The 26,606-nt window shown below is 44.6% G+C and carries 22 protein-coding genes; 11 read left to right on the forward strand and 11 right to left on the reverse strand.

Features of this window, described 5'->3' with window-relative positions:
- Positions 1-141: 141 nt before the first annotated feature.
- Positions 142-1,104, forward strand: a complete 963-nt coding sequence (locus tag B5F25_RS17540) for an acetylornithine carbamoyltransferase (RefSeq protein WP_087251118.1) — start codon at positions 142-144, stop codon at positions 1,102-1,104.
- A gap of 255 nt (positions 1,105-1,359) precedes the next feature.
- Here B5F25_RS17540 and B5F25_RS17545 read toward each other — a convergent pair whose 3' ends face one another.
- The 7 genes from B5F25_RS17545 to rpmH all read right to left on the reverse strand — a co-directional run bounded on the left by B5F25_RS17545 (position 1,360) and on the right by rpmH (position 6,735).
- Positions 1,360-1,758, reverse strand: a complete 399-nt coding sequence (locus B5F25_RS17545; protein WP_087251120.1) for a rhodanese-like domain-containing protein — start codon at positions 1,756-1,758, stop codon at positions 1,360-1,362.
- A 57-nt stretch (positions 1,759-1,815) separates the two neighbouring features.
- A complete protein-coding gene (locus tag B5F25_RS17550; protein ID WP_087251122.1) occupies positions 1,816-2,478 on the reverse strand; it encodes a NigD-like C-terminal domain-containing protein in 663 nt (220 codons plus the stop codon).
- A complete protein-coding gene (locus B5F25_RS17555) occupies positions 2,475-3,629 on the reverse strand; it encodes a 1-acyl-sn-glycerol-3-phosphate acyltransferase (protein WP_022038810.1) in 1,155 nt (384 codons plus the stop codon). The genes B5F25_RS17550 and B5F25_RS17555 overlap by 4 nt, the downstream gene beginning before the upstream one ends.
- A 116-nt stretch (positions 3,630-3,745) precedes the next feature.
- Entirely contained in the window at positions 3,746-4,726 is a 981-nt protein-coding gene (locus tag B5F25_RS17560; RefSeq protein WP_022038809.1) for a D-alanine--D-alanine ligase, read from the reverse strand.
- Positions 4,723-5,793, reverse strand: a complete 1,071-nt coding sequence (locus B5F25_RS17565; RefSeq protein ID WP_087251124.1) for an RluA family pseudouridine synthase — start codon at positions 5,791-5,793, stop codon at positions 4,723-4,725. The genes B5F25_RS17560 and B5F25_RS17565 overlap by 4 nt, the downstream gene beginning before the upstream one ends.
- Before the next feature lie 22 nt (positions 5,794-5,815).
- Entirely contained in the window at positions 5,816-6,454 is a 639-nt protein-coding gene (locus B5F25_RS17570) for a PASTA domain-containing protein (RefSeq protein WP_087251126.1), read from the reverse strand.
- 119 nt (positions 6,455-6,573) lie between these two features.
- On the reverse strand, positions 6,574-6,735 hold the full coding sequence (rpmH, locus tag B5F25_RS17575; protein WP_022038806.1) for a 50S ribosomal protein L34: 162 nt from the start codon (positions 6,733-6,735) through the stop codon (positions 6,574-6,576).
- Between the two features lie 191 nt (positions 6,736-6,926).
- On the opposite strand from rpmH, the gene efp reads away from it, so the two are divergent.
- The gene (gene efp, locus B5F25_RS17580) at positions 6,927-7,493 is read left to right on the forward strand and encodes an elongation factor P (protein WP_022038805.1); all 567 of its coding nucleotides are present in this window, start codon (positions 6,927-6,929) and stop codon (positions 7,491-7,493) included.
- Here efp and B5F25_RS17585 read toward each other — a convergent pair whose 3' ends face one another.
- A complete protein-coding gene (locus B5F25_RS17585; RefSeq protein ID WP_158100026.1) occupies positions 7,494-7,739 on the reverse strand; it encodes a hypothetical protein in 246 nt (81 codons plus the stop codon). It abuts the gene before it with no gap.
- A gap of 269 nt (positions 7,740-8,008) precedes the next feature.
- On the opposite strand from B5F25_RS17585, the gene B5F25_RS17590 reads away from it, so the two are divergent.
- Positions 8,009-9,526 (forward strand): PCMD domain-containing protein, encoded by a 1,518-nt coding sequence (locus B5F25_RS17590; RefSeq protein ID WP_239414017.1) that lies wholly within the window; start codon positions 8,009-8,011, stop codon positions 9,524-9,526.
- A gap of 367 nt (positions 9,527-9,893) precedes the next feature.
- On the opposite strand, the gene B5F25_RS17595 is transcribed toward B5F25_RS17590, so the two are convergent.
- Entirely contained in the window at positions 9,894-10,745 is an 852-nt protein-coding gene (locus B5F25_RS17595) for a helix-turn-helix transcriptional regulator (protein ID WP_087251131.1), read from the reverse strand.
- Between the two features lie 631 nt (positions 10,746-11,376).
- Here B5F25_RS17595 and B5F25_RS17600 point away from each other — a divergent pair.
- The 7 genes from B5F25_RS17600 to B5F25_RS17630 all read left to right on the forward strand — a co-directional run bounded on the left by B5F25_RS17600 (position 11,377) and on the right by B5F25_RS17630 (position 20,963).
- Positions 11,377-12,180: a DUF4493 domain-containing protein gene (locus B5F25_RS17600; protein WP_087251133.1), complete on the forward strand. Its 804-nt coding sequence runs from the start codon at positions 11,377-11,379 to the stop codon at positions 12,178-12,180.
- Between the two features lie 31 nt (positions 12,181-12,211).
- Positions 12,212-13,531 (forward strand): DUF4493 domain-containing protein, encoded by a 1,320-nt coding sequence (locus B5F25_RS17605; protein WP_087251134.1) that lies wholly within the window; start codon positions 12,212-12,214, stop codon positions 13,529-13,531.
- Between the two features lie 19 nt (positions 13,532-13,550).
- The gene (locus B5F25_RS17610; RefSeq protein ID WP_087251136.1) at positions 13,551-15,410 is read left to right on the forward strand and encodes a DUF4493 domain-containing protein; all 1,860 of its coding nucleotides are present in this window, start codon (positions 13,551-13,553) and stop codon (positions 15,408-15,410) included.
- A 139-nt stretch (positions 15,411-15,549) separates the two neighbouring features.
- Entirely contained in the window at positions 15,550-16,302 is a 753-nt protein-coding gene (locus B5F25_RS17615) for a hypothetical protein (RefSeq protein WP_022038798.1), read from the forward strand.
- A 43-nt stretch (positions 16,303-16,345) separates the two neighbouring features.
- Positions 16,346-18,019 carry a PCMD domain-containing protein gene (locus tag B5F25_RS17620; RefSeq protein WP_239414016.1) on the forward strand — a complete coding sequence of 558 codons (1,674 nt, stop codon included), beginning with the start codon at positions 16,346-16,348 and terminating at the stop codon, positions 18,017-18,019.
- Entirely contained in the window at positions 18,012-20,129 is a 2,118-nt protein-coding gene (locus B5F25_RS17625; RefSeq protein ID WP_087251139.1) for a DUF4493 domain-containing protein, read from the forward strand. Before B5F25_RS17620 ends, B5F25_RS17625 begins: the two co-directional genes overlap by 8 nt.
- Before the next feature lie 153 nt (positions 20,130-20,282).
- Positions 20,283-20,963 carry a DUF4493 domain-containing protein gene (locus tag B5F25_RS17630; RefSeq protein WP_087251141.1) on the forward strand — a complete coding sequence of 227 codons (681 nt, stop codon included), beginning with the start codon at positions 20,283-20,285 and terminating at the stop codon, positions 20,961-20,963.
- Positions 20,964-21,058: 95 nt separating this feature from the next.
- Here B5F25_RS17630 and B5F25_RS17635 read toward each other — a convergent pair whose 3' ends face one another.
- Positions 21,059-21,823 carry a YaaA family protein gene (locus tag B5F25_RS17635; protein ID WP_087251143.1) on the reverse strand — a complete coding sequence of 255 codons (765 nt, stop codon included), beginning with the start codon at positions 21,821-21,823 and terminating at the stop codon, positions 21,059-21,061.
- A 71-nt stretch (positions 21,824-21,894) separates the two neighbouring features.
- Complete coding sequence (carB, locus tag B5F25_RS17640; RefSeq protein WP_022038793.1) at positions 21,895-25,119, reverse strand: carbamoyl-phosphate synthase (glutamine-hydrolyzing) large subunit; 3,225 nt, start codon at positions 25,117-25,119, stop codon at positions 21,895-21,897.
- Between the two features lie 198 nt (positions 25,120-25,317).
- Between carB and trpS the strand changes: the two genes are divergently transcribed.
- Positions 25,318-26,412: a tryptophan--tRNA ligase gene (gene trpS, locus B5F25_RS17645; protein WP_087251150.1), complete on the forward strand. Its 1,095-nt coding sequence runs from the start codon at positions 25,318-25,320 to the stop codon at positions 26,410-26,412.
- Positions 26,413-26,606: the final 194 nt, after the last annotated feature.

A 26,606-nucleotide genomic window follows, 5' to 3' on the forward strand; every position in this document is an offset into this window, starting at 1 on the left:
GCAGGCTCAGGGCGAACAACTTTGTAGAAAACATCTTTTCCACATGTATGGCACTGCATAATCTCAGAATTAAAATCAACCCTTGGAACTATCATAACTAATTTACATAAACTCTAATAGACAATTAATAGTTATAACTGTATGAGAACTTACACGAATGTATTTGACTTGGGCGACCTGAAGACCGCCCTTTCCGAAGCTTTTGAAATCAAGAAAGACCGGTATAAATATGAGGCATTGGGCAAACACCGCACTTGCTTGCTGATATTCTTTAATAATAGCTTGCGCACACGGCTTAGTACCCAGAAAGCCGCACGCAATCTGGGCATGGACGTAATTGTGCTCGATGTGAACCAGGGAGCGTGGAAGCTGGAGACCGAGCGTGGCGTGGTGATGGATGGAGATAAGAGCGAGCACCTGTTGGAAGCTATTCCGGTGATGGCATCCTATTGTGATATTATCGGCGTACGCTCGTTTGCCCGTTTCGAGAGCCGCGAGGATGATTATACCGAAAAGATTCTGAATCAGTTTATCCAATATTCGGGCAAGCCGGTATTCTCCATGGAAGCAGCTACGGGACATCCGCTTCAGGCTTTTGCAGACTTGATAACCATTGAAGAATATAAGCGTACAGAGCGTCCGAAGGTGGTATTGACATGGGCACCTCATCCGCGTGCCTTGCCTCAGGCTGTGCCCAATTCGTTTGCCGATTTCATGAACGAAGCCGATGTGGATTTTGTGATTACGCATCCTCACGGTTACGAACTCGACCCGAAGTTTGTACGTGGCGCCAAAGTAGAATACGACCAGATGAAGGCTTTCGAAGGAGCGGATTTCATTTATGCAAAGAACTGGGCATGTCCGGGTGTGACCAATCCAGCCGATTATGGTAAAGTGTTAAGCAAGGACATGAGTTGGACGGTAGATACCGACCACATGAAGGTTACGAACGATGCCTTCTTCATGCACTGTCTTCCGGTACGCCGCAACATGATTGTGACCGATGATGTGATAGAAGCTCCTACTTCGTTGGTAATCCCTGAAGCTGCGAACCGTGAAATTTCGGCAACGGTCGTGCTGAAGCGTATGTTGCAAGCGTTGTAAGTTAATAGTTGCTAATGAATAATGCGAATCAGGAGTTAAACGTAGTTATGTTTCACGGGAGTTATCACTTCGTTCAGGAGTTATACTTCACGCGGTATTTATTTTGTGCATTTTGTATATGCTACGTAGTAGAGACGATGTGCACATCGTCTCTACAGAAGCGGCGCAAAAAGGTATTGGCATCTAACTCCCAGCCCGCACCGGCGGGCGATAACTACCTATAACTCCCTTTTAACTCCTGATTGGCATTATTTACTATTTTTCCACTTCCTTGCCGTATTCTTTCCAATTGTCAAATCCTTTGTCGAGGTTGTAGACTTTATATCCTAAGTTGGTAAGGATGCGGGCGGCGTTCCGGCTTCTGCGTCCGCTTTTGCAGTATACGGCCACAGGACGGTCTTTGTCGAGCATTTCTTCGGAAGCAGCGGCAAAATGGTCTTCCAGTGCATTGATGTTCAAGCTGCCCGGAATGTGCCCTTCACTATATTCTGCTACCGTACGCACATCTACCCGTTGCACGTTTTCATCTTGAATCAAGCGGTCGAACTCATCGGCTGTGAGATTCTTGAATTTGTCTTGCGGTCTGGCACTGCATGCCATCAGTCCAAGCAGGCAAACAATTACGAAAAAAAAGAAATAAAGTGGTTTAATCATAAGGCTTGGTGTTTTTTTTGTTGTTATTTGTGAGGGAGGGCGTTATTTTCTCCATTTTCAATAAGTAAAATCTCTGTAAGTTTCTCCCTCTTTATATGTATTGAGCCTGAAGCGTATTTTGTCTCCTGTATGCAAGGTGTCCCGATAGCGGCGGAGCGGTACGGAAAGATAAGCCTGTTCCGTAAAAGCTTCATAGTCGTTGTTGCTGTTATGGAAGAGTTGCAGGTTCAGTGTACGTATGTCCGAAGCATCGGCTGATATGCTGTCTTCTATGAAATGGAAAGCATGTGTCTGGTCTTTTCGCCGTACTTCTAAAATCAGGTTCAGGTAATCGCCCGAACGCCAGATGCTCTGTATGTCCACGGGATCGGTATAAATGCTGTCTTTCCATACACCTGCCTTGACGGGGTAAGGAGAAATTACCGTTCTGCTGGAATAGAGTATGGCTTCTGGTTCATTTCCGTCCGTTTGCTCATTCAGAATTTGATATACAGATACCGTGCGGTATAGGGTATCGGCACGAAGACCGTCCAGACCTTCTCGAGGTTGTACGGCATAATGTTCGCCATCATCAGCTATCAGGTGGGTAATGGTTCCGGTTGCATCGGTCTGGAGATCGATGAATTCTGTTATGACGCTGGGGTATACATAGGTTTCTTCCTTGCATGCAGCCAGTAACAGGCATAGGAAGGAAATGTATGCGAAGATACGTTTGGTCATGTGTGTAATGCTTTCAGGTGGTTGATGACAGGGTTGGCATACATCGTAAGAATGCAGCGGCGTAAGAACGGCAGGTCTTTATTGGGTAAGTCAATCAGTTCGAGCCTTTCTTGCAGGTATGTTTCAAATTTTGTCACGTCGGCAGCATTGTATTGTCCGGTAAATTTTTGTGTATCTTCCAAAAGGTCGCAAGCGATATAGTTTCCCGGATATAAGCGATAGTTGAGGTGGATATGCTGGTCGATAAGTTGGGCAATCTTTAAGAAAAGTTCGTTTTTGGGGCATCCTCGTAAGGTCTCCAGTTCATCGTTGATGCACGGTGCGGTCTGGAAATACACTTTTCCTTTGTATCCGAAGATACCGGTCTGCATATTGGTCAGGTCGTCTTGCTGGCTTTTTTTGAAGTTTTCGATATCTCGCTTTTGCTGCATTTCCTTGGCTTTCAGGAAATCGCACGGGTCGTATTCATACGACAAGGAAGTGGGAACAATGTTCAGCTCCTTCAGGTAGTCGATGGTGTCTCCTGTGCTTCCCAGTGCCAGCATTTTCAGTACACTTTCTTGTGTCCGGTCGTTCGAATCCTTAGCGCGTCCTTCCCGTTGGGCTATCCATACATTTTCTTTTTTCTGTGTAATGGCAAAATGAATATAGCGTGACATGCGTGCAGATGAAAGTAACATCTGGCGCATACTGAGGGCACGCTGCACGATGAATGATTTGTTCACTCGTACCAGTTTCTTGATCCATGGGTAGATAAGCAGGTTGTCACCGATAGCTATTTCTACTGTAGTAGGGAAATGGTTGTCTAGCAGTCCGAGGGAAAGAAATCCAGGGTCAAGCACGATATCACGGTGATTGGATATGAAGGTGTAGTTCTTTTCCTTGTCGGTCAGTGAAGAAGCATTCAGTGTGAAGCCGTCGCTGTGTTCTTTGATGATTTGGTGCAGCAACGGATAGAATATGGTTTTTTGTACTTCCAGGTTGTTTTTGCACTGGTGCAGCTTATGGCTCAGCGTATCAAGAGGCATGCCTGGCATAATCAGGCTGATGACAGCCTGAAAAGCGGGGTCGGCAAGTAGTTCATCGAATATCTGTGGAAGCTCTTCTGGGGTATACGGACGTATTTCATCGAATTCGGCTGGAATGTTCATGGCGTTTGGTTTTAAATTTTGTCTTCAAAGGTAAGCATTTTAAATGAAGAATGAAGAATTAAGAATGAAGAATTCCATGCAGGCAAAGCAATTCTTCATTCTTAATTCTTCATTCTTCATTCCGAGAAGTTGTCTTCTATGATGTCGGTCATAATTTCTTCCATATTGATGCCTGCGGCACGTGCTTGCTGTGGAATGAAGCTTGTTGCGGTCATTCCCGGAGTGGTGTTGATTTCAAGCAAGTTGATTTTTTCGCCTTCGGTGATGATATAGTCTACACGTACCAATCCTTTGCATCCCAGAATATCGTAAATGGCAGAGGTGAGCTTTTGTACGCGTCCGGTCAGTTCGGGGCTGAGACGTGCGGGGGTGATTTCGGTCACCTGTCCGTTGTATTTGGCATTGAAATCGAAAAACTCGTTCTTGCTGACCACTTCCGTGATAGGCAACACCACCGACTTGTCCCGTGTCTTGTAGCATCCGTTCGCCAGTTCAATGCCGTCCATATAGGCTTCTATCATGGCGTCATCCGATTCGGCGAAAGCCGCTTGCAGGGCAGGTTGGATTTGTTCTTTGGTTTTCACCTTGGTTACGCCGAAGCTCGAACCGCTGGCATTGGGCTTGATAAAACAAGGCAGTCCGATTTTCTCGATTACTTCTTCATCGCTGATGCCGTTCCGTTTGTGTACCAGCATGGATTCTGCGATACGTATCCCGAAGCTTTTCAGATATTGGTTTGTCATGAACTTGTTGAAAGTCAGTGCGGATACCAATACGTCACACGTGGAGTAAGGGATGCCGAGCAGTTCGAAATAGCCCTGCAGGATGCCGTTCTCGCCCGGTGTGCCGTGGATGGTGATGTAGGCAAAGTCGGGCTTTATCTTTTGCCCGTTCTCCATAAAGCTGAAGTCGTTTTTGTCGACCGTGCTCTTCGAGCCGTCTTCCAGGATGGCATTCCAGCCTTTGTGTCCCAACTCTATGGTATATACTTTATAAGTTTCTTTATCGATGAAGGAATAAATTCCTTCTGCACTTTTCATGGAAACATCGTGTTCCGATGAGTCTCCTCCTGCTACGATAGCAATGATACGTTTCATGATTCTTCTCGATTACTGATGTATGCTCTCCATTTTTCCAGCAAATGTGTCATGTCTTCGGGCAATTCGGAAGTGAAAAACAGTTCCTTGCCTGTGCGGGGGTGAACGAATCCCAGTGTCTTGGCGTGCAGCGCTTGCCGGGGACAAATGGCGAAGCAATTGTTCACAAATTGTTTGTATTTACTAAAATGAGTTCCTTTCAATATTTCGTGCCCTCCGTAACGCTCGTCATTGAACAGTACGTGTCCGATGTGTTTCATGTGTACACGTATCTGGTGCGTGCGTCCGGTTTCGAGTACGCATTTCACGAGGGTGACATATCCCAGACGTTCCAGTACTTGATAATGCGTTACGGCATGTTTCCCTTGCGTAGGGTCACTCATCACCGCCATCTGCATACGGTCTTTCGGGTTACGCCCGATATTGCCCTCGATGGTTCCTTCGTCTTCATCGATGATGCCCCATACCAGTGCATTGTATTCACGTTTTGTGGTTTTGTTGTAGAATTGCATGCCCAGATGGGTTTTGGCATCCGGAGTCTTGGCTATGACCAACAGGCCGGACGTGTCTTTGTCTATACGGTGCACCAGCCCTACTTGTGGGTCGTTCGGGTCATACGTAGGCACATTACGCAGGTGCCAGGCGATGGCGTTTACCAACGTGCCGTGATAGTTTCCGCAACCCGGGTGTACCACCAGTCCTGCCGGTTTGTTTACCACCATCAAGTCGTCGTCTTCGTACACAATATCCAGAGGGATGTCTTCGGGGATAATGTCGTTTTCATACCGGGGACGGTCCATCATGACGGTCAACACATCAAGTGGCTTTACTTTGTAGCTGCTTTTTACGGGTTTCCCGTTTGCCATGACATATCCGTTATCAGCAGCCGTTTGGATACGGTTGCGCGAGGCGTTGACGATACGTTCAAACAAGTATTTGTCGATGCGTACCGGTGTTTGCCCTTTGTCTACGGTAACCCTGAAATGTTCGTATAATCCGGACGAGGAGTTTACCGGTTCGATATCGTCCAATGAGTCGTCCAGCTCAGTGATGTCGTTTTCTTCCATTCGTCTGTCTGTATTGTCTTTTTTAGAACCAAGAGTCATCTACTTGTGCTTCGCTTTCCTGTCCCAGGTTGAGTCCTAAAGTATCGGTAGCAAGGGAGTCACGCAGGTGAGTGTTTCCGATGCACAACGTCAGGACAGCCTCGAATGGCACTTTGTCACCCGACTTCAGGCTCTTGCCCCGATATTTGATGCCATATACCCAGTCTTGTTCTCCAGGTATCAGTTCCGGTTCGGTCAGTTTGAATTTCATGGCTTTCAGCTTTGCAGCTGCCTGACGTACGGAACTGTTGTCGATAATGTCGGGGATTCGCACACGGGGAACCTCTCGTGTGTTTATAGTAAGATATATGGTGCGTCCTTCTTTTACGCGCATGCCTCCTTCAGGCTTTTGTTCGAGTATGATGCCCGGAGAGAGTTCTTTCACGTATGTAGAGTCTACCACTACGCCCTGCATGTTTTGGTTCTGAAGCAAGAGTTGTGCTTGCTCCAATGACTTGTGCTTGACGTTGGGGACAAGATACGATTGCCCATGATGTGTATAGGCATCCAGCCAGAACAATGTTCCGCCAATGGCTGCCAGAATCACTACCACCATTCCGATGATGTTCAGCCAGAAGAAGCGGTTTTGCTTGAACGAGAAAAAATCTTTCAGCTTTATCATAATCTTAGTCTTATGAAAATCAGTCTTTGGTTATGCCTGCAAAGATACAATAAAAAAGAAAAGCCACAAAACACTGTCTCAGCATCTTGCGGCTCTTAGCTTTTTCTTTTGTCTCGGACTTATGCTTTAACGCCGTTATATTCGTCAGAGACAGTCAGTTTCTTACGACCTTTAGCGCGGCGTGCAGCCAATACGCGGCGGCCATTAGCAGTTGCCATTCTTTCACGGAAACCGTGTTTGTTTTTTCTCTTTCTGTTCGAGGGTTGATAAGTTCTTTTCATTTTTCGTATCTAATTATGTTATTATTCCATGCGTTCGGGCTGCAAAAGTAGTGACTTTTTTTAAATAAACCAAATGGCTAAATCATTTTTAGACAAATCTTTTTGTGTTTTTTCGTGATTTAGATTAATTTTGCACCCGAATTGATAGTGATGAATACAAATCAATAATAACATAAATAAAGAATTCAGTTATGATTAATGCTCAAGACATTAAGATTGGAACCGCAATCCGTATGGATGGCAAGTTGTATTTTTGCATCGACTTTTTGCATGTAAAACCGGGTAAAGGAAATACCTTTATGCGTACGAAGCTGAAAGATGTGGTAGACGGATATGTGTTGGAACGCCGCTTCAACATCGGCGAAAAGCTGGAAGATGTACGTGTAGAGCGTCGTCCTTATCAGTACCTTTATAAAGAAGGTGAAGATTATATCTTTATGAATCAGGAGACTTACGAACAAGTGCCCATCGCTCGCGACCTGATTGAAGGCGTTGATTTCTTGAAAGAAGAAATGGTGGTAGATGTCGTATCAGATGCTTCTACAGAGACTATTCTCTACGCTGAATTGCCGGTGAAGGTACAGCTGAAAGTGACTTATACCGAACCGGGTTTGAAAGGTGATACAGCTACCAATGCCACCAAGCCTGCTACGGTAGAAACAGGTGCTACCGTACGTGTACCTTTGTTTATCAACCAAGATGAAATGATTGAAGTGGATACACGCGATGGTTCATACGTTGGCCGTGTAAAAGCTTAATCAGGTATATACCTTATTATATATAGGCTGCGTTTTCGGTAAGGGGGAATGCAGCCTAACTTTTTTAGAACCTGTTTTAGAAGCTGTTTTGAATTTCTCCAAAAAGTTTTTCTTGTCTTGATGTATCCGTTTTCGTGTGTGCTTTGGGCGATTTTTTGGTCTTTTTCGCTCCTGTTCTTCGTCAGATAGCCCGCTATCTTCCTCATCACAGAAGCGAAAATGCCTCAAAAACTCATCCCAAATCATCGCACGATAAATTCAAAACAGCTTCTTACTTATAACATTATGTTATGAGAGAAATTCAAAACGGTTTCTAAACAGGTTTTTATCCGAATCTGAAATTTGTGCCGATTGATAGGCTGATTTTTGGCTTATTTATGATATCCTTTTAAAAATGGGACAAAGATTATATAAATAGACCTTGTATATATTGGGAATTTGTCCCATTTTTGCGCTTGATTTACAACAACTCGTATAAGATATTTGTTGATTAACTAAACTTTAATTAGAAAGAAATGAAAAAGAATTTGTTTTTTTATGTGTTTGCCGTGCTTTGCACGATGCCTTTCTTCACTTCGTGTAGTGATGATGACGAAGATACTCCGGTAGTGATTCCGGTGAGTGAAGAAATTGCCGGGAATTATAAAGGTACCTTGGACGTAACTGTAGATGGTCAGAAATTGGCTTCTGTAGCCCAACGGATAAGTGTTGCAGAATCTGGTGATAATGCTATAAATCTTTCTATTGCAGATTTTTCGTTTTTAGGAATAGAAGTAGGGGATATTGATTTGAATAATTGTGCGCTGACTCCTAATGGTGAAAGATATGATTTTACGGGAGTGACTACAGTTGAAAGCACAATTCTTACAGCTGATGTAAATGCAACCGGTTATTTCAATAATGGCGGTCTGCATATAGATTTGGATATTGATGCAACGCTGGGAGGGCAAAAGCAGGCAGTGACTGTTACTTACGATGGAACCCGTCTGACTGGTAACGAAAGCAGTGCGGCACAAATTACATCTTTCACATTCGATACATCAGTAGCTGCTAATGCAGCAGTACTTTCTCAACCGGTAATAGATGAGGCAAATGCTACTATTACTTTCAAGGCAGAAGAAGGTGGTGATGTAAGTGCTTTGGTTCCGACTATTGAAGTTTCAGCCGGTGCTACGGTAACTCCGGCAAGCGGTTCGGCTGTAAGTTTTGCAAGTGGCTCGGCTACATTTACTGTAGTAGCTGAAGATGGTACTTCTAAGACTTATACTGTTTCTTGCAGCATGGGTAGCCTTATCCAGTACGATTTCGAAACATGGGCTACTCCCGAAGGTGCTATGTATCCCGAAGTGGTAAATCCCGAAGGCTGGGCTACTTGTAACGATGCCGTAGCCTTGATAAAGAACTTAGGTAGTTTGGGAGGCATTACTTATACGGGTGAATATCCGGTACGCCAGACTACAGATGCTTATTCGGGAAGTACAGCTGCTATGCTGGAATCGGTTGATACGCAAGGTGGAAATATTTTTGGACAAACCATACCGAAGGTGACTGCCGGTTCTATGTTCTTGGGTACGTTTAATGCTTTTGCTGCTATGACTGACCCGATGGCAACGACTGAATTTGGTATTCTTTATGATAAAAAGCCTGTGAAGGTATCAGGTTATTATAAGTACACTCCGGGTGCAGAGTTTTATAATGCTGCAGGGGAATTGCAGGCAGACCAGAAAGATGCTTGCGCCATCAGTGCTGTTTTGTATGAAGTGGAAAGTGAAGATGAAACGTTGAATGGAAGTACTATCTATACATCAGACAAGATTGTGGCAATGGCTTCTTTCAGTTCTGGAGAAACTGTAGCTGAATATACTCCGTTCGAACTGAATTTGGAATATGTAAAGGACTATGATGCCAGCAAGACATACAAGTTTGCCGTTATCTTCTCGGCAAGTGCAGACGGTGCGGCTTATAATGCGGCTGTAGGAAGTACATTGTATATTGATGATGTAACGATAGAAAATGAAGCTGTAACAGAATAAATCTGTATACATCTGATAATGTCAAAATAGTGAATCATCCTGAAATCGGAAAGTAAATTGTTGGTTTCAGGATGATTTGTTTTTTGTCAAAATGCATGTTTGCCAACAGCCAATACATACTCCTGAAAAATGAATATATACTGCATGTGCGGTTGAATATATACTTCATCGGCGGTTGAATATATACTTCATCAGCAGTTGAAGTATATCTTCATCAGCGAATGCAGTGCTACTGCGTTTTCAACCCTAGCTGGACTGGCTGATTGCGGACATGCGTATTGGGCAATTATTGTCCATAGGCATACCTGAAATCATTTTATGTGATGTTCCCAAGTGTGGTAGAGGCTTTGCCATTGAGGATAATTTCTTAAAGTTTCCTGTATTCCAGCGGACTGATACCCACATAGCGTTTAAAATATTTGCCGAAGAACGAGATGTTGGCAAAGTTCAGCGAGTCGGAGATTGCCTGTATGGTGAGGTTGGTCGATTTCAGTTGTGACTTGGCATCCATAATAACCATCGATGAAATGACATCAATGCATGTCTTGCCCGTTATCTGTTTTACTACGGCGCACAGATGTGCATGCGTAATACCCAGTTTTTGTGCATACCAGCTTACGTTGCGCGTCTGGTTGTAGTGTTGGGTGACCAGTTGCATGAAGCTGCGGCATATCAGTTCGCTTTTCGACAAGGAAATCTTGTCATAATGCCGGCTTTTGTAGATGATGGAGATACCCGTATGAACGTCAGCATATAGGTTGGGGGCTATTTCCTGGCGTATTTTTTCGTTGAATTGTTCGTACATACCTATCAACATCTGCAGGTATTTTTCCATCATGAGTGCTCCTTCGGATTTTAGTGGGATAACTGGCCGCCCTAACGTAAGGAAGATTGCGTCCAGCATGGAACGCGACTGTCCGCTCCGTTCGATAAATCCCGAAGAAAATCCTAGAAAATAGATTTTCAGGTCACCTCGTACTTCGTTTATCTGGAAGATGGTGCCTGGCATCAGTGTAATGACGTCGTTGGGCCGCACTTGTATTTCGTTCAGGTTGACCATGGCTTCCACTTCTCCAGCAAGGCACATTACAAACATTTCACATTTCAGCCTTACGGGATAATGTGCATACAGGCTCAGCAGGTCTTTGTTGATGTCAGTACCTATCACCCAGTCTTCGGGCAGGTCTATCTTAGGCAATTCTTTTTCGTTTGTTTCCATGCTATTGATTGGTGTTTGGAGGCAAAGTTACTTTTTAATCTTGAAATCCGTCATTATCAGGTATAAAAGATTTTTTCAAATTAACAATTGAGACACACGTAATGTCTGTACCGGACGATTGTTTATCACGAAGGACATAGAGTCTCGGTCAATTGCGGCGATTCCGTACAGGCAAGGTGGTGAAGCGTTTTGTGTCTTTGCGTTCAGTTGATCAATAGACAAAAAAATACCGGATAATAAAAATAGAACAAAAATAATAAAAATAGATATTGTGAGTTTTTGTGAAAGATTGCAATTTTGCAGACGAAAAAATAACAATACAAAGAGTAAACGGGGATTCCGTATGTTTGGACTCGGGAATGAATGTGTTTACCGGATCCTAAGAAAAGGACAATATGAATGATGCTCTATGGTTTATATTCCGGTTATGGTGAAGAAAATACAATATATGTACGTTGGTGGAGTTACCGGAAACTTAAAAAACAAAAATGGATGAAAGGCTAACAAGCTTAAAATTAAGTAAAGTAGTAGAGCATCGTAATTATTGAAGAAAAGGCCAAAATGCTAAAAAAAGAACAATTGGGAAAACTCAAACTTAAATACTTAAAACTAGAACAACAACAATTTTAACATGAGAAAGATGAAAAAGTATGTAGTAATGTTTTGTGCGCTGTTAGTGATGGGTGCATCTGTTGCATCCTGCTCTTCAGATGAGGAGGTGGTGCAGGGCGCAACAGAAGGCAAAGGCTTGGTGAAGCTTTCGCTGAATGTAGGGACAGAGTTCCAGTCGCGGGCTATTACCGAATCAGATTACACCAATTTGGCTAACTATACCGTACAGATTCTGAAAGACGGGAATGTAGTAGACGGTTGTGAATGGACAGGTACGACTATCCCACAAGATTTGATAGAATTGGATAACGGAAGTTATACGGTGCTCGCTTTTACTGGTGAAGACTACAAGGGGGTTGGTGCTACCACGAAAGGAATGTATGTGGAAGGAAGTGCTGGCTTTAATGTGAACAGTGACCAAACGGCGACTGCCACGGTGAACTGCACCCCACAGTGTGCACGGGTAACGGTGAACTTCGATGCCAAGATGGCAGATTATTTCAATGATTATTATGTGGTGTTTACCGGAACTGATGCTTTGGGTGAAGGTAATTATACATGGAATAAGGATAATGCCGACCCCGTCTATATGGCGGTCACAAGTTCAGAAAAACTTACCGCTACCATTAAGCTGGTAGATAAAGAAGGAAAAACTGCCAGTGATATTGTAAGGACACACGATATCAGTGCTGCCAAGGCATGGAAGCTGAACATTGCTCCAGTAGTGGAAGAAGCGACTGGAAATGTGGGTATTACTATTGAGATAGACAATTCGGTCAATGATATTCCTATCGATATCGAAATCCCTTCGGATTGGCTTTAATAGATAAACAAACTTTAAAACAGAACAACGTATGAAATTATTCAATACAATAACGGCATGTCTGCTGCTTTGTGCCGGTCTCGTATCGTGCGAGATGAAAGATGAACTGAAAGGCAGCGGTGCGGGGACTTCCGAAGTGGGATACCTGAACTTGGGTGTAGCGGTCAACGCTTCGCAAAACAGTGTGGTTTCGCGTGCGGATAATGCAAACAATGATGGTGAAAATGTAGGTGTAGCAGTCAGTGCCGATGATTTCCCGGTAACCATTATTGGTGTGACTGACCCTTCTTACTCCAAGGAATACGAAAGCTATGCAGCCTTGAAGGCGGAAAACGGGGGCAAGGTGGAACTGCCCATAGGCGAATATACCGTAACGGCACATTCCAATGCTGAATTGAAGCCACAGATGGCTGCTCCTTATTATGAGGGTACGACACCTATTAAGATAACTGCAGGGGTGGAATCTTCTGCCGAGGTAAAATGTACCATGAAGAACATGAAGATTCAGCTTACTTATACAGCAAATTTCTTGGCGAAGTTTGAATCGTGGTACATTACGATAAGCGCTGGTAACAATACCTTGGAATTTGACGAAACAGACAAGAATCCGGCTGCAGTTTATTGGCTAGTAGCAGAGAATGTTACAGAAATCAAGGTCGATATTACTGCTACGCCGACGGGCGGAGGACAGCCGGTTCCCGATTCTCGTGTCTTGTCTAAACCTGATGGCAGCAATTGGGCAGGCAGCGATGCGTTGACTATCCAAATGGAAGAAAATACTTCAGATGATCCGACAGGTATCCAAGGTAGCGGAATTACGATTAATGCAAGTGTTTCGTTTGATGAAGATTCAGAAGATGTGCCGGTAACGGTTAAGCCGGGTAATGATGGTGATGATGACAATAAAGAGCCGGAACCGCCGACTCCAACTCCAGAACCGGAATTGCCTACTGTGACATTCCCGCAAAATACATATACATTACCTGCGGATGCTTCTAAGAATGCGGATGCTGCCATTACATCTACAGCCAAAGGTGGATTACAGAGTGTAAAAGTTCAGATTATCGGTGGTAATGTTGGTTTCGCGGGTATTACTTCAGAGATGGGGTTTGCAGATGGACTGGAACTTGTTGGAAATACAACTTTAGGTCCCGTTATTGGTGCCATTGTTCAAGGCTTGGAAATGCCTCAAGCAGGGGATACGAGTTATACATTTCCTGTAGGAGGTTTCTTCGAAATTTTGCAACAAATGGGAGCGACTACCGCTGAGGATGGACATGTATTTAACATTACGGTGACCGATGCGAATGGTACAGCTTCTGAAAGTTTAAGTGTAAAAGTCACAGAGTAAAGAGAGGAGGATTAGAACAATGAAACGCATATATACTATTTTATTAATAGCAAGCACCCTCTTCTTCTTTGCTTGTCAGCAAGAAGAAAACTTGGCAGGAGGGGCTACGGGGTATCTTCGCTTGACGGTAAACGAAGACATGAGTACCAACTCGCGTGCAGATGTGCCCGAAGGTTATAAACCCGAACAAATCGCTGTGCAGATTGTAAACGCAGAGGGCGAGACAGTAGAAGAGACTGAAGACTGGAAATTGTGGCAAAATAAATCCATTGAACTGCCTGTAGGTACGTACACCATTAAGGCTTCTTCCAATGGATGGGACGGACAGGCTGCCGGTTTTAATATTCCTTATTATACAGGCAGCAAGGAAGTGACGATTGCAGCGGATAAGGAGGTTAATGAAACCATTACGTGTACGCTGGCAAATGTGAAAGTGACCGTGAACTTTGATAAGGCATTGCTTGCAAAAGTACGTTCTGTTGCGGCAACTGTTGACAACGATGCTGTATCGAACGGCACATCGGCTACTTACAGCTTGGCTTTTGAGTCTACGGAATCCCGTTCGGCATATTTTCCGGTATCAAGGTTGTTCGCGAATATTACAGTGGTGAACAATGAAGGTGTTTCGAACTCGATGCGTAAGGAGTTGACCGATGCGGAGGGTAATCCAGTGAAAGCCCGCGATCATTTCATCTTAAATATTAAGGAGTCGGGTACAGGCGAAAGCGGCATTTCGGTTACTGTGGATCCTACTACGCACGAATATTCGTATACCTTCAATGTATCGACCAAACCTACCAGCGGAGCGACTATGACAGCAGGTGCATGGGATCGTTTGGCATACTTGCAAGCTACGAATGTAGTTCCCGGAACAGGCGTAAGCACCGAGGGCATGAAGTTTCAATACCGGAAAGCTTCGGAAACTGCCGTGTTGGCTGAAACAGATGAGACTTCGTGGATAGACGTGGTAACGACAACAGAAGAAAACAAGTATACTGCGATGCTGACAGGATTGACTGCTGAAACGGCATACGAATACCGCTTGGTAAATGGCAATGGAGATGTAATCTCTACTCAGTCGTTTACTACGGGTGAAGCAGATGCACAGACTGCATTGCAGAATGGAGGATTTGAAGATTGGTGTACAATCCAAACTCAAGGATTGTTTGGCAAAGTAAATACGGCTTATCCTAATGCTTCTGCTGATGTCAATTTTTGGGATACCAGTAATACAGGTGCTAATACAATGAGTACGAATGATCCGACAAGCAGTGTAACCTCTCCCATTGTATCAGGAACGCATGCTGCGAAGTTGGAGTCGAAAAAAGTAGTCATTGCTTTTGCTGCGGCAAGTTTGTACACTGGAACTTTTGGTAGTGTTCAAATGTCATCCATGAGTGCAACGCTTAATTTTGGACAACCTTTTACTTCTCGCCCAATCGCATTGCATGGATATTATCAATACACACCGGCAAATGTGGATAATGTAGGCGATAATTTGCCTGCTGATGCAACTGTTTCCGAAGGTAATCCTGACGAGTGTTCTATTTATATAGCTATGGCTAAAAAGGCTTATGAAATAGATAATAGTAATCCTGATACATTTATAGATTTTGAAGGTGATGACAATATTATTGCATATGGTACGATTGAGGGCGATTATGTAAAGACGAATGGAGCTGCAAATGGTTATACCGAATTTACCATTCCTTTGCAATACAAGGAAAGTCAATTTGGTGCGATACCGACCCACATCATCATTGTTTGCTCGGCAAGTAAATACGGTGACTATATGACAGGTGGTGAAGGCAGTACCCTCTATGTAGACGATTTCAGCCTTGTCTACGAAGGTACACCCGCTATTTGGAAAAACAAGTAAATAATAAGTATTAAGTAATGTCATCCTGAGCGTAGCGAAGGATCTCTGCCACTTGGTGTGGATGTACGCGAGATTCTTCACTTCGTTCAGAATGACATTTGTAGCGTCTAAGCATTTATACATCGAAATAACCTTTTACATGACAAAAAGATTACTTTTAGCCATTGTGCTTTTGGTAGGCGTGACGCTTACGGCAGGAGCACAGAAAGAAAGACGGAAGTTCAAGCGCATCGACCGGGGTGTGCAGGAATCGGTATTCATCCCCAAAGGGCAATGGATGGCAGGAGGAAGCATTTCGTATTCCGAGCATGAGGAAGACAACTTGAACTTTTTGGTCTTGAAAGACGTGCAAGGGGAGGGATACAGTTTCAAAGTCAGTCCCTACTTCGGCTATTTTTTTGCCAACAACATGGCGGCAGGTTTCCGCTTCACTTACGACCGTGCTTATCTGGATATGCCCAATTTTGACCTTAATTTGGGAGATGACTTGAACATCAGTCTGAGCGACCTGTACTACCTGCAACACAAATATGAGGTATCAGGTTTTTTGCGTACTTATATGCCGATAGGGAAAAGTAAGATTTTCGGTCTGTTCAATGAAGTGCGTCTTACTTACGGATATAGTGAGGGAAAGAACTCTACGGGTTCGGGGACAGAATACGATGGAACTTACCAGACCGCCAACCACTTGCAGATAGGCATTGCGCCGGGCATGACTGCTTTTGTGACCGACTGGGCAGCGGTTGAAGTGTCGATGGACATCATGGGATTTGACTTCAAGTGGCAAGACCAGAATACGAATCAAGTGGAAACCGGAAAGCGCCGGACCAGTTCGGGAAACTTTAAGATAAACCTGTTTTCCATCAACATCGGCATGACGTTCTATCTCTAAAAATGATGAATGAAGAATGATGAATGAAGAATTTTTGTATTGTATGAGAAAATCAATTGGTCAATGGACTTTCGCCGTTCTGTTACGATGTATGGCGTTAGGTGTGCTTTTCCTTTCCTCTTGCAAGATAGATAATGATATCCCTTATCCCATTGTGTATGGCAACATCACGGCTTTGGAAGTGGAAGGACAGCGTGCCGGAGAGGATGGCGGAAACGTGCAGGCAACTATCAGCGAACAGAACCGTACGGTGACGCTGTATGTAGACGATTCGGTAGATCTTAGCGAGTTGCGTATTACCCGTCTGACGGTTTCTAATGAGGCAGAGCTGATTCCCGACTCTGCTGCTTGCCAGGATTATGCTCGTTTTCCACGTTCAGGCTTTGCTTCACTTGATGACCTGCCCTTGTCGATGGATACACGCATGGATTTTACTCAACCTGTGCATTTCACTTTGCGTACATATCAGGATTACGATTGGACGGTGACGGTGGAGCAGATTATCGACCGTCAGATTATGCTGCAAAATCAGATTGGCAATCCGATTATTGACACCAATACACGGACGGTCATTATTTATGTAGATTCCGAACAGCCGTTGAATGCCATTAAGGTGACTTCGTTTAATTTGGCAGGTGCACATGGAACGGTTGCTCCCGATCCTACGGAGTTTGATACTTTCGACTTTTCTTCCCCCGTGGATTTTTATGCTACATACGGTTGGGAAGAAGTGTCCTATCGCTGGCGGGTATATGTCTATCATCAGGAAAGTAGCGGAGCGGCAACGGGTGATGTGTTTGCCCGTGTCACTACCGCTTCGCTGAACGGCAGTATTCAAAATGGGAAGACACCAGTGGTAGAATATAAAACGCAAAGTGAAAGCACGTGGACGGAATTGTCTTCATCGGCTGTAACGGTAAGAGGGACATCGTATGCGGCAGAATTTAGCGGGCTAAGTGCCGGCACTACTTATCAATATCGGGTAAGCGTAGACGGAGTAGCAGGAGCAGAACAATCGTTTACCACTGCCCCTGCTACTCCGTTGGAAAACGGAGGGTTCGAAAATTGGTATATGGATGGGAAAGTATATATTCCCAATGTCTTAGGCAGTAGTTTTTGGGGAAGTGGGAATCCGGGTGCTGCTCAATTCCTTAGTAATCTGACAACTCCTACTTCGGATGCAGTATCCGGGCAGGCAGCTTTGTTGGAATCAAAAGATGCTGTTATCAAGTTAGGGGCTGGCAATATCTTTACGGGTGATTTTGCGCTGGATGGTACGAATGGTATTTTACATTTCGGGCAACCTTTTACCACATTCCCTACGGCATTGCGTTTTTATTATAAGTATACGTCAACTACAATTAATAAAATAGGGAATAGTGTAGGAGAGTTGGAAAACCTGCGTGGACGTCCGGATTCGTGTCATGTTTATATTGCTTTGTCCGATAAATCGGAGCCTTATGAAATACGTACTGCTCCATCGAAGCGGCAGATGTTTGATAAGAATGATGCGAACATCATCGCATATGGAGAATTTATCTCGGCGCAAACAACTTCATCGTACCAGCAGATTACCATTCCGCTGGAATATCGTGCGAATAACCGCACGCCCCGTTACATTGTTATCGTAGCTTCGGCAAGTAAATATGGTGATTATTTTATAGGAGGAGTAGGCAGTACACTTTGGTTAGACGAAATGGAATTGGTATATGAATAAGGTAAAGTTTTTAGTGGCAACATTGCTGGGCGTGCTTTTTGTAGCATGCAGTGAGGAAGAAAACCTGTCGCAAACAGGCAAGACGGGGTTTCTTGTATCGTTGGCGGAAGATGTAAAGGTGGAGTCGCGCAGTACGCCTGAGGAGTTGGGCGAGCCTGTGGCTTCGCAATTCAACTTGAAGATAACGAATCAGGTAACAGGAAGCGAACTGTACAACGATTCGTACACAAATCAGTTGATTCCGGCATCTGCCGGTATGTATGAGATAGAGGCAACGTACGGCGATAATCCGGTTTTGGCTCTGGATGCCCCTTATTATAAAGGTACTGCTGAAGCGGATTTGGCGGATGGAGAATCAAAGACTGTGCAAGTAAACTGTAAAGTTGCCAATGCCTTGGCTTCGGTTGTGTTTGATAATAGCGGAACGAATACATTCGAGAGCCAGTTTGCTTCGTCGTATGGAGTGAGGGTCAGCGTCAATGGCTCTTCCACCACATTGACCGATAATGGGAAAAGTGCTTATTACCGTGCAGGTTCGATGCCTGTCTTTACTTTTGTGGGAACTTTGCGGAACGGAGGAGGCGAGAAAGAAGTGCCTTTGGAGAATTCCGATCTTTCCAGTCCGTCTACCTTTGCTGCCGGAAAGCATTGCCGGATTACGCTGAAGCTAAGTGACGCTGCTCCAGGTTTGCGTGTAGAGATAAGCAAGGTGGAAGTGGATTCTGTTACCATTAACGAAACGATTCCATTGGAATGGTTGCCGAAGCCGAAAGTGACGGCGGAAGGATTTACAGACAATACATTATTTATGTATGAAACAGAAACACCGACTGCTAAATTTAATTTTAATCTTTCTTCAGCCTTGCAAGAGTTGAAATTTACGTTAAATCTGGCGGATGAAACATACCAGTCATTAAATAAAACTTATACGTTGTCTGAGTTATCGGAAGAGGACAGAACGGCTTTAACAAATGCCGGTGTTGTATTGCCTGTGATTGGTTCCAAGGAAGCATCGTTAGATTTTACAGGATTGGCTGCTAAATTGACAGGAAGTACAAGTGGAGAAGTCTTGTCGAATGTCATAACACTGGATGAAGTAAAGGCTAATAATCGTGTATTGGAAGGTGAACAGGTCTACACGATTCAAACCAGTGCACCTGATTTTGAGTTGATTGTTTATCCGGGCAATACTTGGACGAAACAGTTTACAGCAAATACGCAAATTATACATGGCAATGCGGATGTGATTCGGAAAGGGATGACGTTTGAATATAGAACAAGTGAGACTGATTGGATGTCTTCAAGAGATAGTTTAATTACAGGATTAACACCGGGTACAAATTATCAGGTAAGATTGAAATATGGCAAGCATTACAAAGAGACGAATGTAGCGACTTATCCTATAATTGAACTGGAGAATGGAGATATGGAGGATTGGAATTATGATGATGGACCTGAAGCAAGTTGGCCTAGTAAAGGACCTTTTTGGAAAAGATGGTATGTTCGTACTAATAAAGATGAAACGACTGATGGTTGGTGCTCATTAAATTATTATACAACAAGTAATAACGACCCTAAAGCTTATTGTTCTAATTCGGGAACAGAACAAAGCTCTGATAAGCATAGTGGTAGTTATGCTGCTGAAATAAAAACAATAGGATGGGGTGATGGTACAACTGCAGCATCTCCTTTTTCTACCATAAAACAAAATACACCAGGAGAATTGTTTTTGGGTAAAATTAATAATAATGAAAAAGAGTATGGCATTCAATATGAATCCCGACCGACTAATTTGATATTTTGGTATAAATATAATCCGGAGGGATCTCATGAATTTACTGCAAAAATAGTGATTGAAAATAAGAATGAAAATGTTATTTTAGCAGAGGAGATATTTAATGGAAGCCAGCAGGATAATTATGTTGAAAAAAATATATTTATAAATTATAAAGATGAATATAAACATTTAGAACCAACGCATATGTACATTTTATTTTCTTCAGGAGAGAATTCGAATTCAGAGGTTGACAAGGCCTCTGTGTTACGTGGTAGTCGACATATAGGAAATATTCTCTATATCGATGACATCTCTTTAGTTTACGACAAATAAAAAGAAATCTGAATGTCCGCATTTTGCCAAATTGATTGTAGGGGCGTATTGTATACGCCCTGAAAGTTCCACATGGATAAGTTGGTGCATTCGGGCGTATGCGATACGCCCCTACACTGGCTGTTTGTGGATATTCATTAAAAGAAATAATCAATGAAACAAACAATACTATACTTATTATTAGGAACCTTCCTCTTGGCAAGCTGCCAGCAGGAAGATATATCAAGCAATACAGCTACGGGATACTTGGTTTTGGAAAGCATTGACGTGCAAGTAAACCAACAAACGGTATCATCGCGTGCGGTAGATGCAGACCTTTACGTCGATATCTTGCAAGAAGATGCCATATTCCGTCAATACGGTCCGGGGATGGTGCCCGACCGCATCGAACTGCCTGAAGGAACCTACCGGCTTCATGTGTATAATGCAGCTGCTACTTTGCCTGATCCTTATGACGGAAACGGGGTGGCTATATTTGAATATACCGGAGAGCCTATTACGGTAGAGGCCAATGGAACAACGCTGATAGAAGAGATAGAAGTACCGATGATTAATTTTGGTGTTACATTACAACTTCCAGAAGAATTCAATACCTATTTCAAAAATTATGCATTTACGGTGACAAGCGACAGGTCGGTGGAATTGAAAGAAGGGGAAACTGCTTATTTCCCTTATAATAGCGACAAGGTAACATTCAGCTATTCATTGAAAGCGACCAATGCAGATGGGGAAGAGTCGGAACCGGAAGGGGGAACGAGGAACGAAGTCGTTTCCGGAACAATCTATACCGTATCCTACGAAATGGAAACTCAATCGCTCAATATAACTGAATAATCTGTCCGTAATCGACCGGTCTTTATAGGCCGGTTGCGGACTTTTACCAGATTATATTCTCTTTCTGATATCAGTACAGACCGTGTCCTCGACAATTATTCTAGTACAAAGACCGGATGGTTGGGAGTACTGGCTTCAGGGCGGTAGGTAAAGCCTTCCCATTTGAATGTCTTGATTTGTTCGGGGGCTTCTATCCGATTTTTTAAGAGAAATCGGGTCATTTCTCCGCGACACATTTTGGCGTAGACGGTAATGCTTTTGAGTTTTCCCTCTTTTTGTACCAAAAAATCAGGGGTAATGACGTGCACGGCTTCGGTGATGCGTTCCCAATGAAACAGGTCTTTCATTTCTGCACTGGCAAGATTGACAAGTATGCCTCCCTGCTTACGGATGGCTTCGATAAACCAGCTGGTCAGTATGGGTTTCCAGTAATCAAACATTGTGCAATCGTGTTTAGGCAGGCATACGTTGCCTTCGAGACGGTAGGAATGAATCAGGTCGAGCGGACGCAACAAACCGTACAAAAAGGAAGTGATAAGCAGATGCTCTTGTGCATAAGTGAAATCATCGAGCGTAAATGATGAGCCATTAATGTGCTTGAATACCATACCTGTATATGCCAGCAAGGCGGGGAGTGAAGGTGTGTCGGGTGAAAAGAAGTTCTGATAGCGCAGGTAGTTCTCGGCAGCCAGCTTGGTATTGATATGGAGCAGTTTGCCTAAATCATCGGCACTGAATTGATTCATTTCCATAGCGTTTGCCAGGGCTTCGTTTTCGAAGTAGGGTAAGGTGGTAAAAGGTAAGGTGACCCGGGGGTGACGTTCGGTCATGGTTTTGGCACACGAAATGAATAGTAGCATACAAATTTTGTTTTTTAGAGGTTAAAAGAATAAAGTAGTTGAGGCGTTGACGCCCCAACTACTTTATTCCTTTATTTATATTCTTGCCAACTCTTTATCTTGATGTCTTCCTGCTTCATCTGACAGAAAGCTTCGATAAAGGCTTTTGCCAGGCGGGCATTGGTAATAAGCGGGATGTTATGGTCGATGGCACCCCGGCGGATACGGTATCCGTTGGTCAGTTCACGTTTGGTGTGATTTTTCGGAATGTTTACAATCAGGTCAAACTTATGACCGGCAATCATCTTCATTACGTTGTTTTCGGCATGTGGACGTTCATCGGGCCAGAATACCGGAGTGGTAGGAATGCCGTGTGAATTGAGGAACGTGGCTGTACCAGCTGTGGCATAGATGTGGTAGCCGTTCTTGCTCAGTTCGTGGCTGGCATCCAACAGGTCGACTTTTGATTTTGTGGCACCCGAAGAAAGCAGGATGGATTTTTTCGGTATCTTGTATCCGGTGGCTATCATTGCATTCAGCAGGGCTTCGTCGAAATCATCACCCAGGCAGCCTACTTCTCCGGTAGATGACATGTCTACTCCTAATACCGGGTCGGCATTCTGCAGACGCGCAAACGAGAACTGGGAAGCTTTTACGCCTATCCAGTCGATGTCGAATGCCGACTTGTCGGGACGGGTGTAGGGAGCATCGAGCATGATGCGTGTGGCTGTTTCGATGAAGTTGCGTTTCAATACTTTCGATACGAAGGGGAAGCTGCGTGAAGCACGCAAGTTACATTCGATAACCTTTACTTCGTTTTTGCGTGCCAGATACTGGATATTGAACGGACCGGAGATATTCAGCTCTTGTGCGATGCGCCGGCTGATTTTCTTGATTTGGCGAGCTGTCGAGAAGTATATCTGCTGTGCGGGGAAGACCAAAGTGGCATCACCCGAGTGTACACCGGCATATTCGATGTGCTCAGAGATGGCATATTCTACAATTTCGCCGTTTTGTGCCACGGCATCGAATTCGATTTCCTTGGTTTCCTGCATGAATTGGGATACCACTACAGGGTATTGCTTTGAAACCTCACTTGCCATTTGGAGGTAACGCTTCAATTCTTCTTCATCGTAGCATACGTTCATTGCAGCACCGCTTAATACGTACGATGGGCGCACCAGAACAGGATAGCCTACTTTTTCCACGAATTTCTCTACGTCTTCCAGGCTGGTCAGTTCCTGCCAGGCGGGCTGGTCGATACCTAGTTGGTCGAGCATCGCTGAGAACTTGTTGCGGTTTTCGGCACGGTCGATGGAGATGGGTGAAGTACCGAGGATGGGTACCGACTGGCGGTAAAGCTTCATGGCAAGGTTGTTCGGGATTTGTCCGCCTACCGACACGATGACACCGCGGGGCTGTTCCAGATCGATGACATCCAGCACACGCTCGAATGATAATTCGTCGAAGTACAGGCGGTCGCACATATCATAATCGGTCGATACGGTTTCTGGATTATAGTTAATCATGATTGATTTGTATCCCAGTTTGCGTGCAGTCTGGATGGCATTCACCGAGCACCAGTCGAACTCTACCGACGAACCGATGCGATAGGCACCTGAGCCAAGCACAATGACTGATTTTTCGTTCTTATAATAATTGATGTCATAGCCTTCGGTGCCATATGTCATATAGAGATAATTAGTCAGTTCAGGATGTTCCGAAGCCACGGTGTTGATACGTTTTACTGCAGGAAGGATACCCAGTTGTTTGCGATAGTCGCGTACCATAAGATTTTCTTTTTCCATGGTTCCGTTTGCAGGCTTCAATACGAAACGGGCAATTTGGAAATCGGAGAATCCCAGGCGTTTTGCCTCACGCAATACATCAGCAGGAAGTTCTTCCAGTGTGTTGTAAGTCTGTAACTTGTGCTTGTAATCAACGATGTTTTTCAGGCGTTCGATGAACCATGGGTCTATCTTGGTCAGGTCGTAAATACGTTCGATGGTATAGCCTTCTTCCAATGCCTGTGCGATAGCGAAGATACGGAGGTCGGTGGGGTTTGCCAGTTCATCGTCCAGATTATCAAAGCGGGTATGGTCGTTGCCTACGAAGCCGTGCATGCCCTGTCCTACCATACGCAATCCCTTTTGGATGATTTCTTCGAACGAACGTCCGATGGACATGATTTCGCCTACCGATTTCATACTCGAACCAATACGGCGTGATACGCCCACAAACTTGGTCAAGTCCCAACGCGGAATTTTGCAGATGAGATAATCCAGCGAGGGAGCCACGTATGCCGAGTTGGTCGTGCCCATTTCACCAATTTCATCGAGGTTGTATCCCAAAGCTATTTTTGCAGCTACGAAAGCGAGCGGATATCCGGTGGCTTTCGATGCCAATGCGGAAGAACGGCTGAGGCGTGCGTTCACCTCGATGATGCGGTAATCATTGGTTTCGGCATGGAAAGCGAACTGAATGTTACATTCACCCACGATGCCCAGATGGCGTACACATTGCTTGGATATTTCCTGTAGCATGGTGACTTGTTCTTCTTTGAGCGAACAAGTGGGGGCAACTACGATGGATTCGCCGGTGTGGATGCCCAGTGGGTCAAAATTCTCCATGCTTGCTACGGTGAAACAATGGTCATTTGCATCGCGGATAACCTCAAATTCGATTTCTTTCCAGCCTTTCAGCGATTCCTCTACCAAGATTTGCGGAGAGAATGTGAAAGCACTTTCAGCCAGTTCGATGAAAGCTTCTTCCGTGGGGCAGATACCGCTTCCCAAGCCTCCCAGCGCGTATGCCGAACGAATCATTACCGGATAACCGATGCGGCGTGCGGCTTCGATGGCATCTTTAGTGTTTTCTACAGCTTGGCTGATAGGGGTCTTTAGCGAAATTTCATTCAGCTTCTTAACGAAAAGATCACGGTCTTCGGTGTACATGATGGCATCTACCGAGGTGCCCAGCACTTCTACGCCATATTCTTTTAATGTTCCGTTGGTATACAATTCAGTACCGCAATTCAGGGCGGTTTGTCCTCCGAAAGCCAGCAGGATGCCGTCGGGCCGTTCTTTCTTGATGATTTCGGTTACAAAATACGGAGTGACCGGCAAGAAATATACTTGGTCGGCAATGCCTTCCGAGGTCTGGATGGTGGCGATGTTGGGATTGATGAGCACCGAACGTATTCCTTCTTCGCGTAAGGCTTTCAGTGCTTGCGAGCCCGAGTAGTCGAATTCTCCGGCTTGTCCGATCTTGAGTGCGCCCGACCCAAGGACCAGGACTTTCTTTAATTCCTTTTTCATGGCATTATATAGATTTATGTTGAGTTAATAATTAATAGTGAATAATGAATAACGAGGGTTGTAGTCTGCTACCGTTGTTAATTATTCATTGTTCATTATTAATTGGATGGACTCTTTTTGCAAAGGAACAATTTATTTTTGAAGAAAACAAAGGTTTTGATTATCTTTGTCCCAATAAATTTAATGAGAAATTATAATATGGGAAAAGAAAAGATTATTTTGACCGGTGACCGCCCTACCGGTAAACTGCATATCGGACACTATGTAGGCTCATTGCGCCGCCGTGTGGAGCTTCAGAACTCGGGGCTTTATGATAAAATATTCGTGTTTGAGGCCGACGGACAGGCGTTGACCGACAATATCGACAATCCGGAGAAGATACGTCAGAACGTGATAGAGGTAGCGCTCGATTATTTGTCGGTAGGATTGGACCCTGCCAAGTCGACTATCTTTATCCAGTCGCAGATACCGGAGTTGTGCGAGCTTACCTTTTATTATATGGACCTTGTCACCGTATCGCGCTTGCAACGCAACCCGACGGTGAAGACCGAAATCCAGATGCGTAACTTCGAGACCAGCATCCCTGTAGGATTTTTCGTATATCCGATTAGCCAGGCGGCAGACATCACCGCTTTCAAGGCAACGACCGTCCCCGTAGGCGAAGACCAGGAACCGATGTTGGAACAGGCACGCGAAATCGTGCGCCGCTTCAACTATATTTATGGCGAGACATTGGTAGAGCCGGAAATCCTGCTTCCTGATAATGCCGCTTGCCTGCGCTTGCCCGGTACGGACGGAAAGGCGAAGATGAGCAAGTCGCTGGGCAACTGTATCTACCTTTCCGACCCGGCTGATGAAGTGGAGAAGAAAGTGCGCAGCATGTACACCGACCCTACGCACATCAAGGTGAGTGACCCCGGCAAGCTGGAGGGCAATACGGTATTTACGTATCTCGATGCCTTCTGCCGTCCCGAACACTTCGAACGTTATTTGCCCGAGTATCCCAATTTGGACGAGCTGAAGGCTCACTATACCCGTGGCGGTTTGGGCGATGTGAAGGTGAAAAAGTTCCTGGCGGCTATCATGCAAGAGGAATTGGAGCCTATCCGTGCCCGCCGCAAAGAGTTCGAGAAAGACATTCCGGCTATTTACGACATGCTGAAGAAAGGGTGTGAGGTGGCACGTGAAGCCGCTGCACAGACACTTGATGAGGTGCGCCGTGCCATGAAAATCAATTATTTCGATGACGAGGCGTTGATAGCTGAGCAAGCCAAGCGGTTCGGGCAAGAATAATTATATGGAAAGGGGCTTATTTGCCATGGAACGGCTAGATAAGCCTCTTTTCCATTAAGAGAATAAGAAGCTGTTTTGAGAAGCTGTTTTGAATTTCTCCAAAAAGTTTTTCTTGGCTTGATGTATCCGTTTTCGTGTGTGCTTTGGGCGATTTTTTGGTCCTTTCCGCTCCTGTTCTTCGTCAGATAGCCCGC

This window comes from Bacteroides sp. An19, assembly GCF_002160215.1.
Classification (GTDB): domain Bacteria; phylum Bacteroidota; class Bacteroidia; order Bacteroidales; family Bacteroidaceae; genus Phocaeicola; species Phocaeicola intestinalis.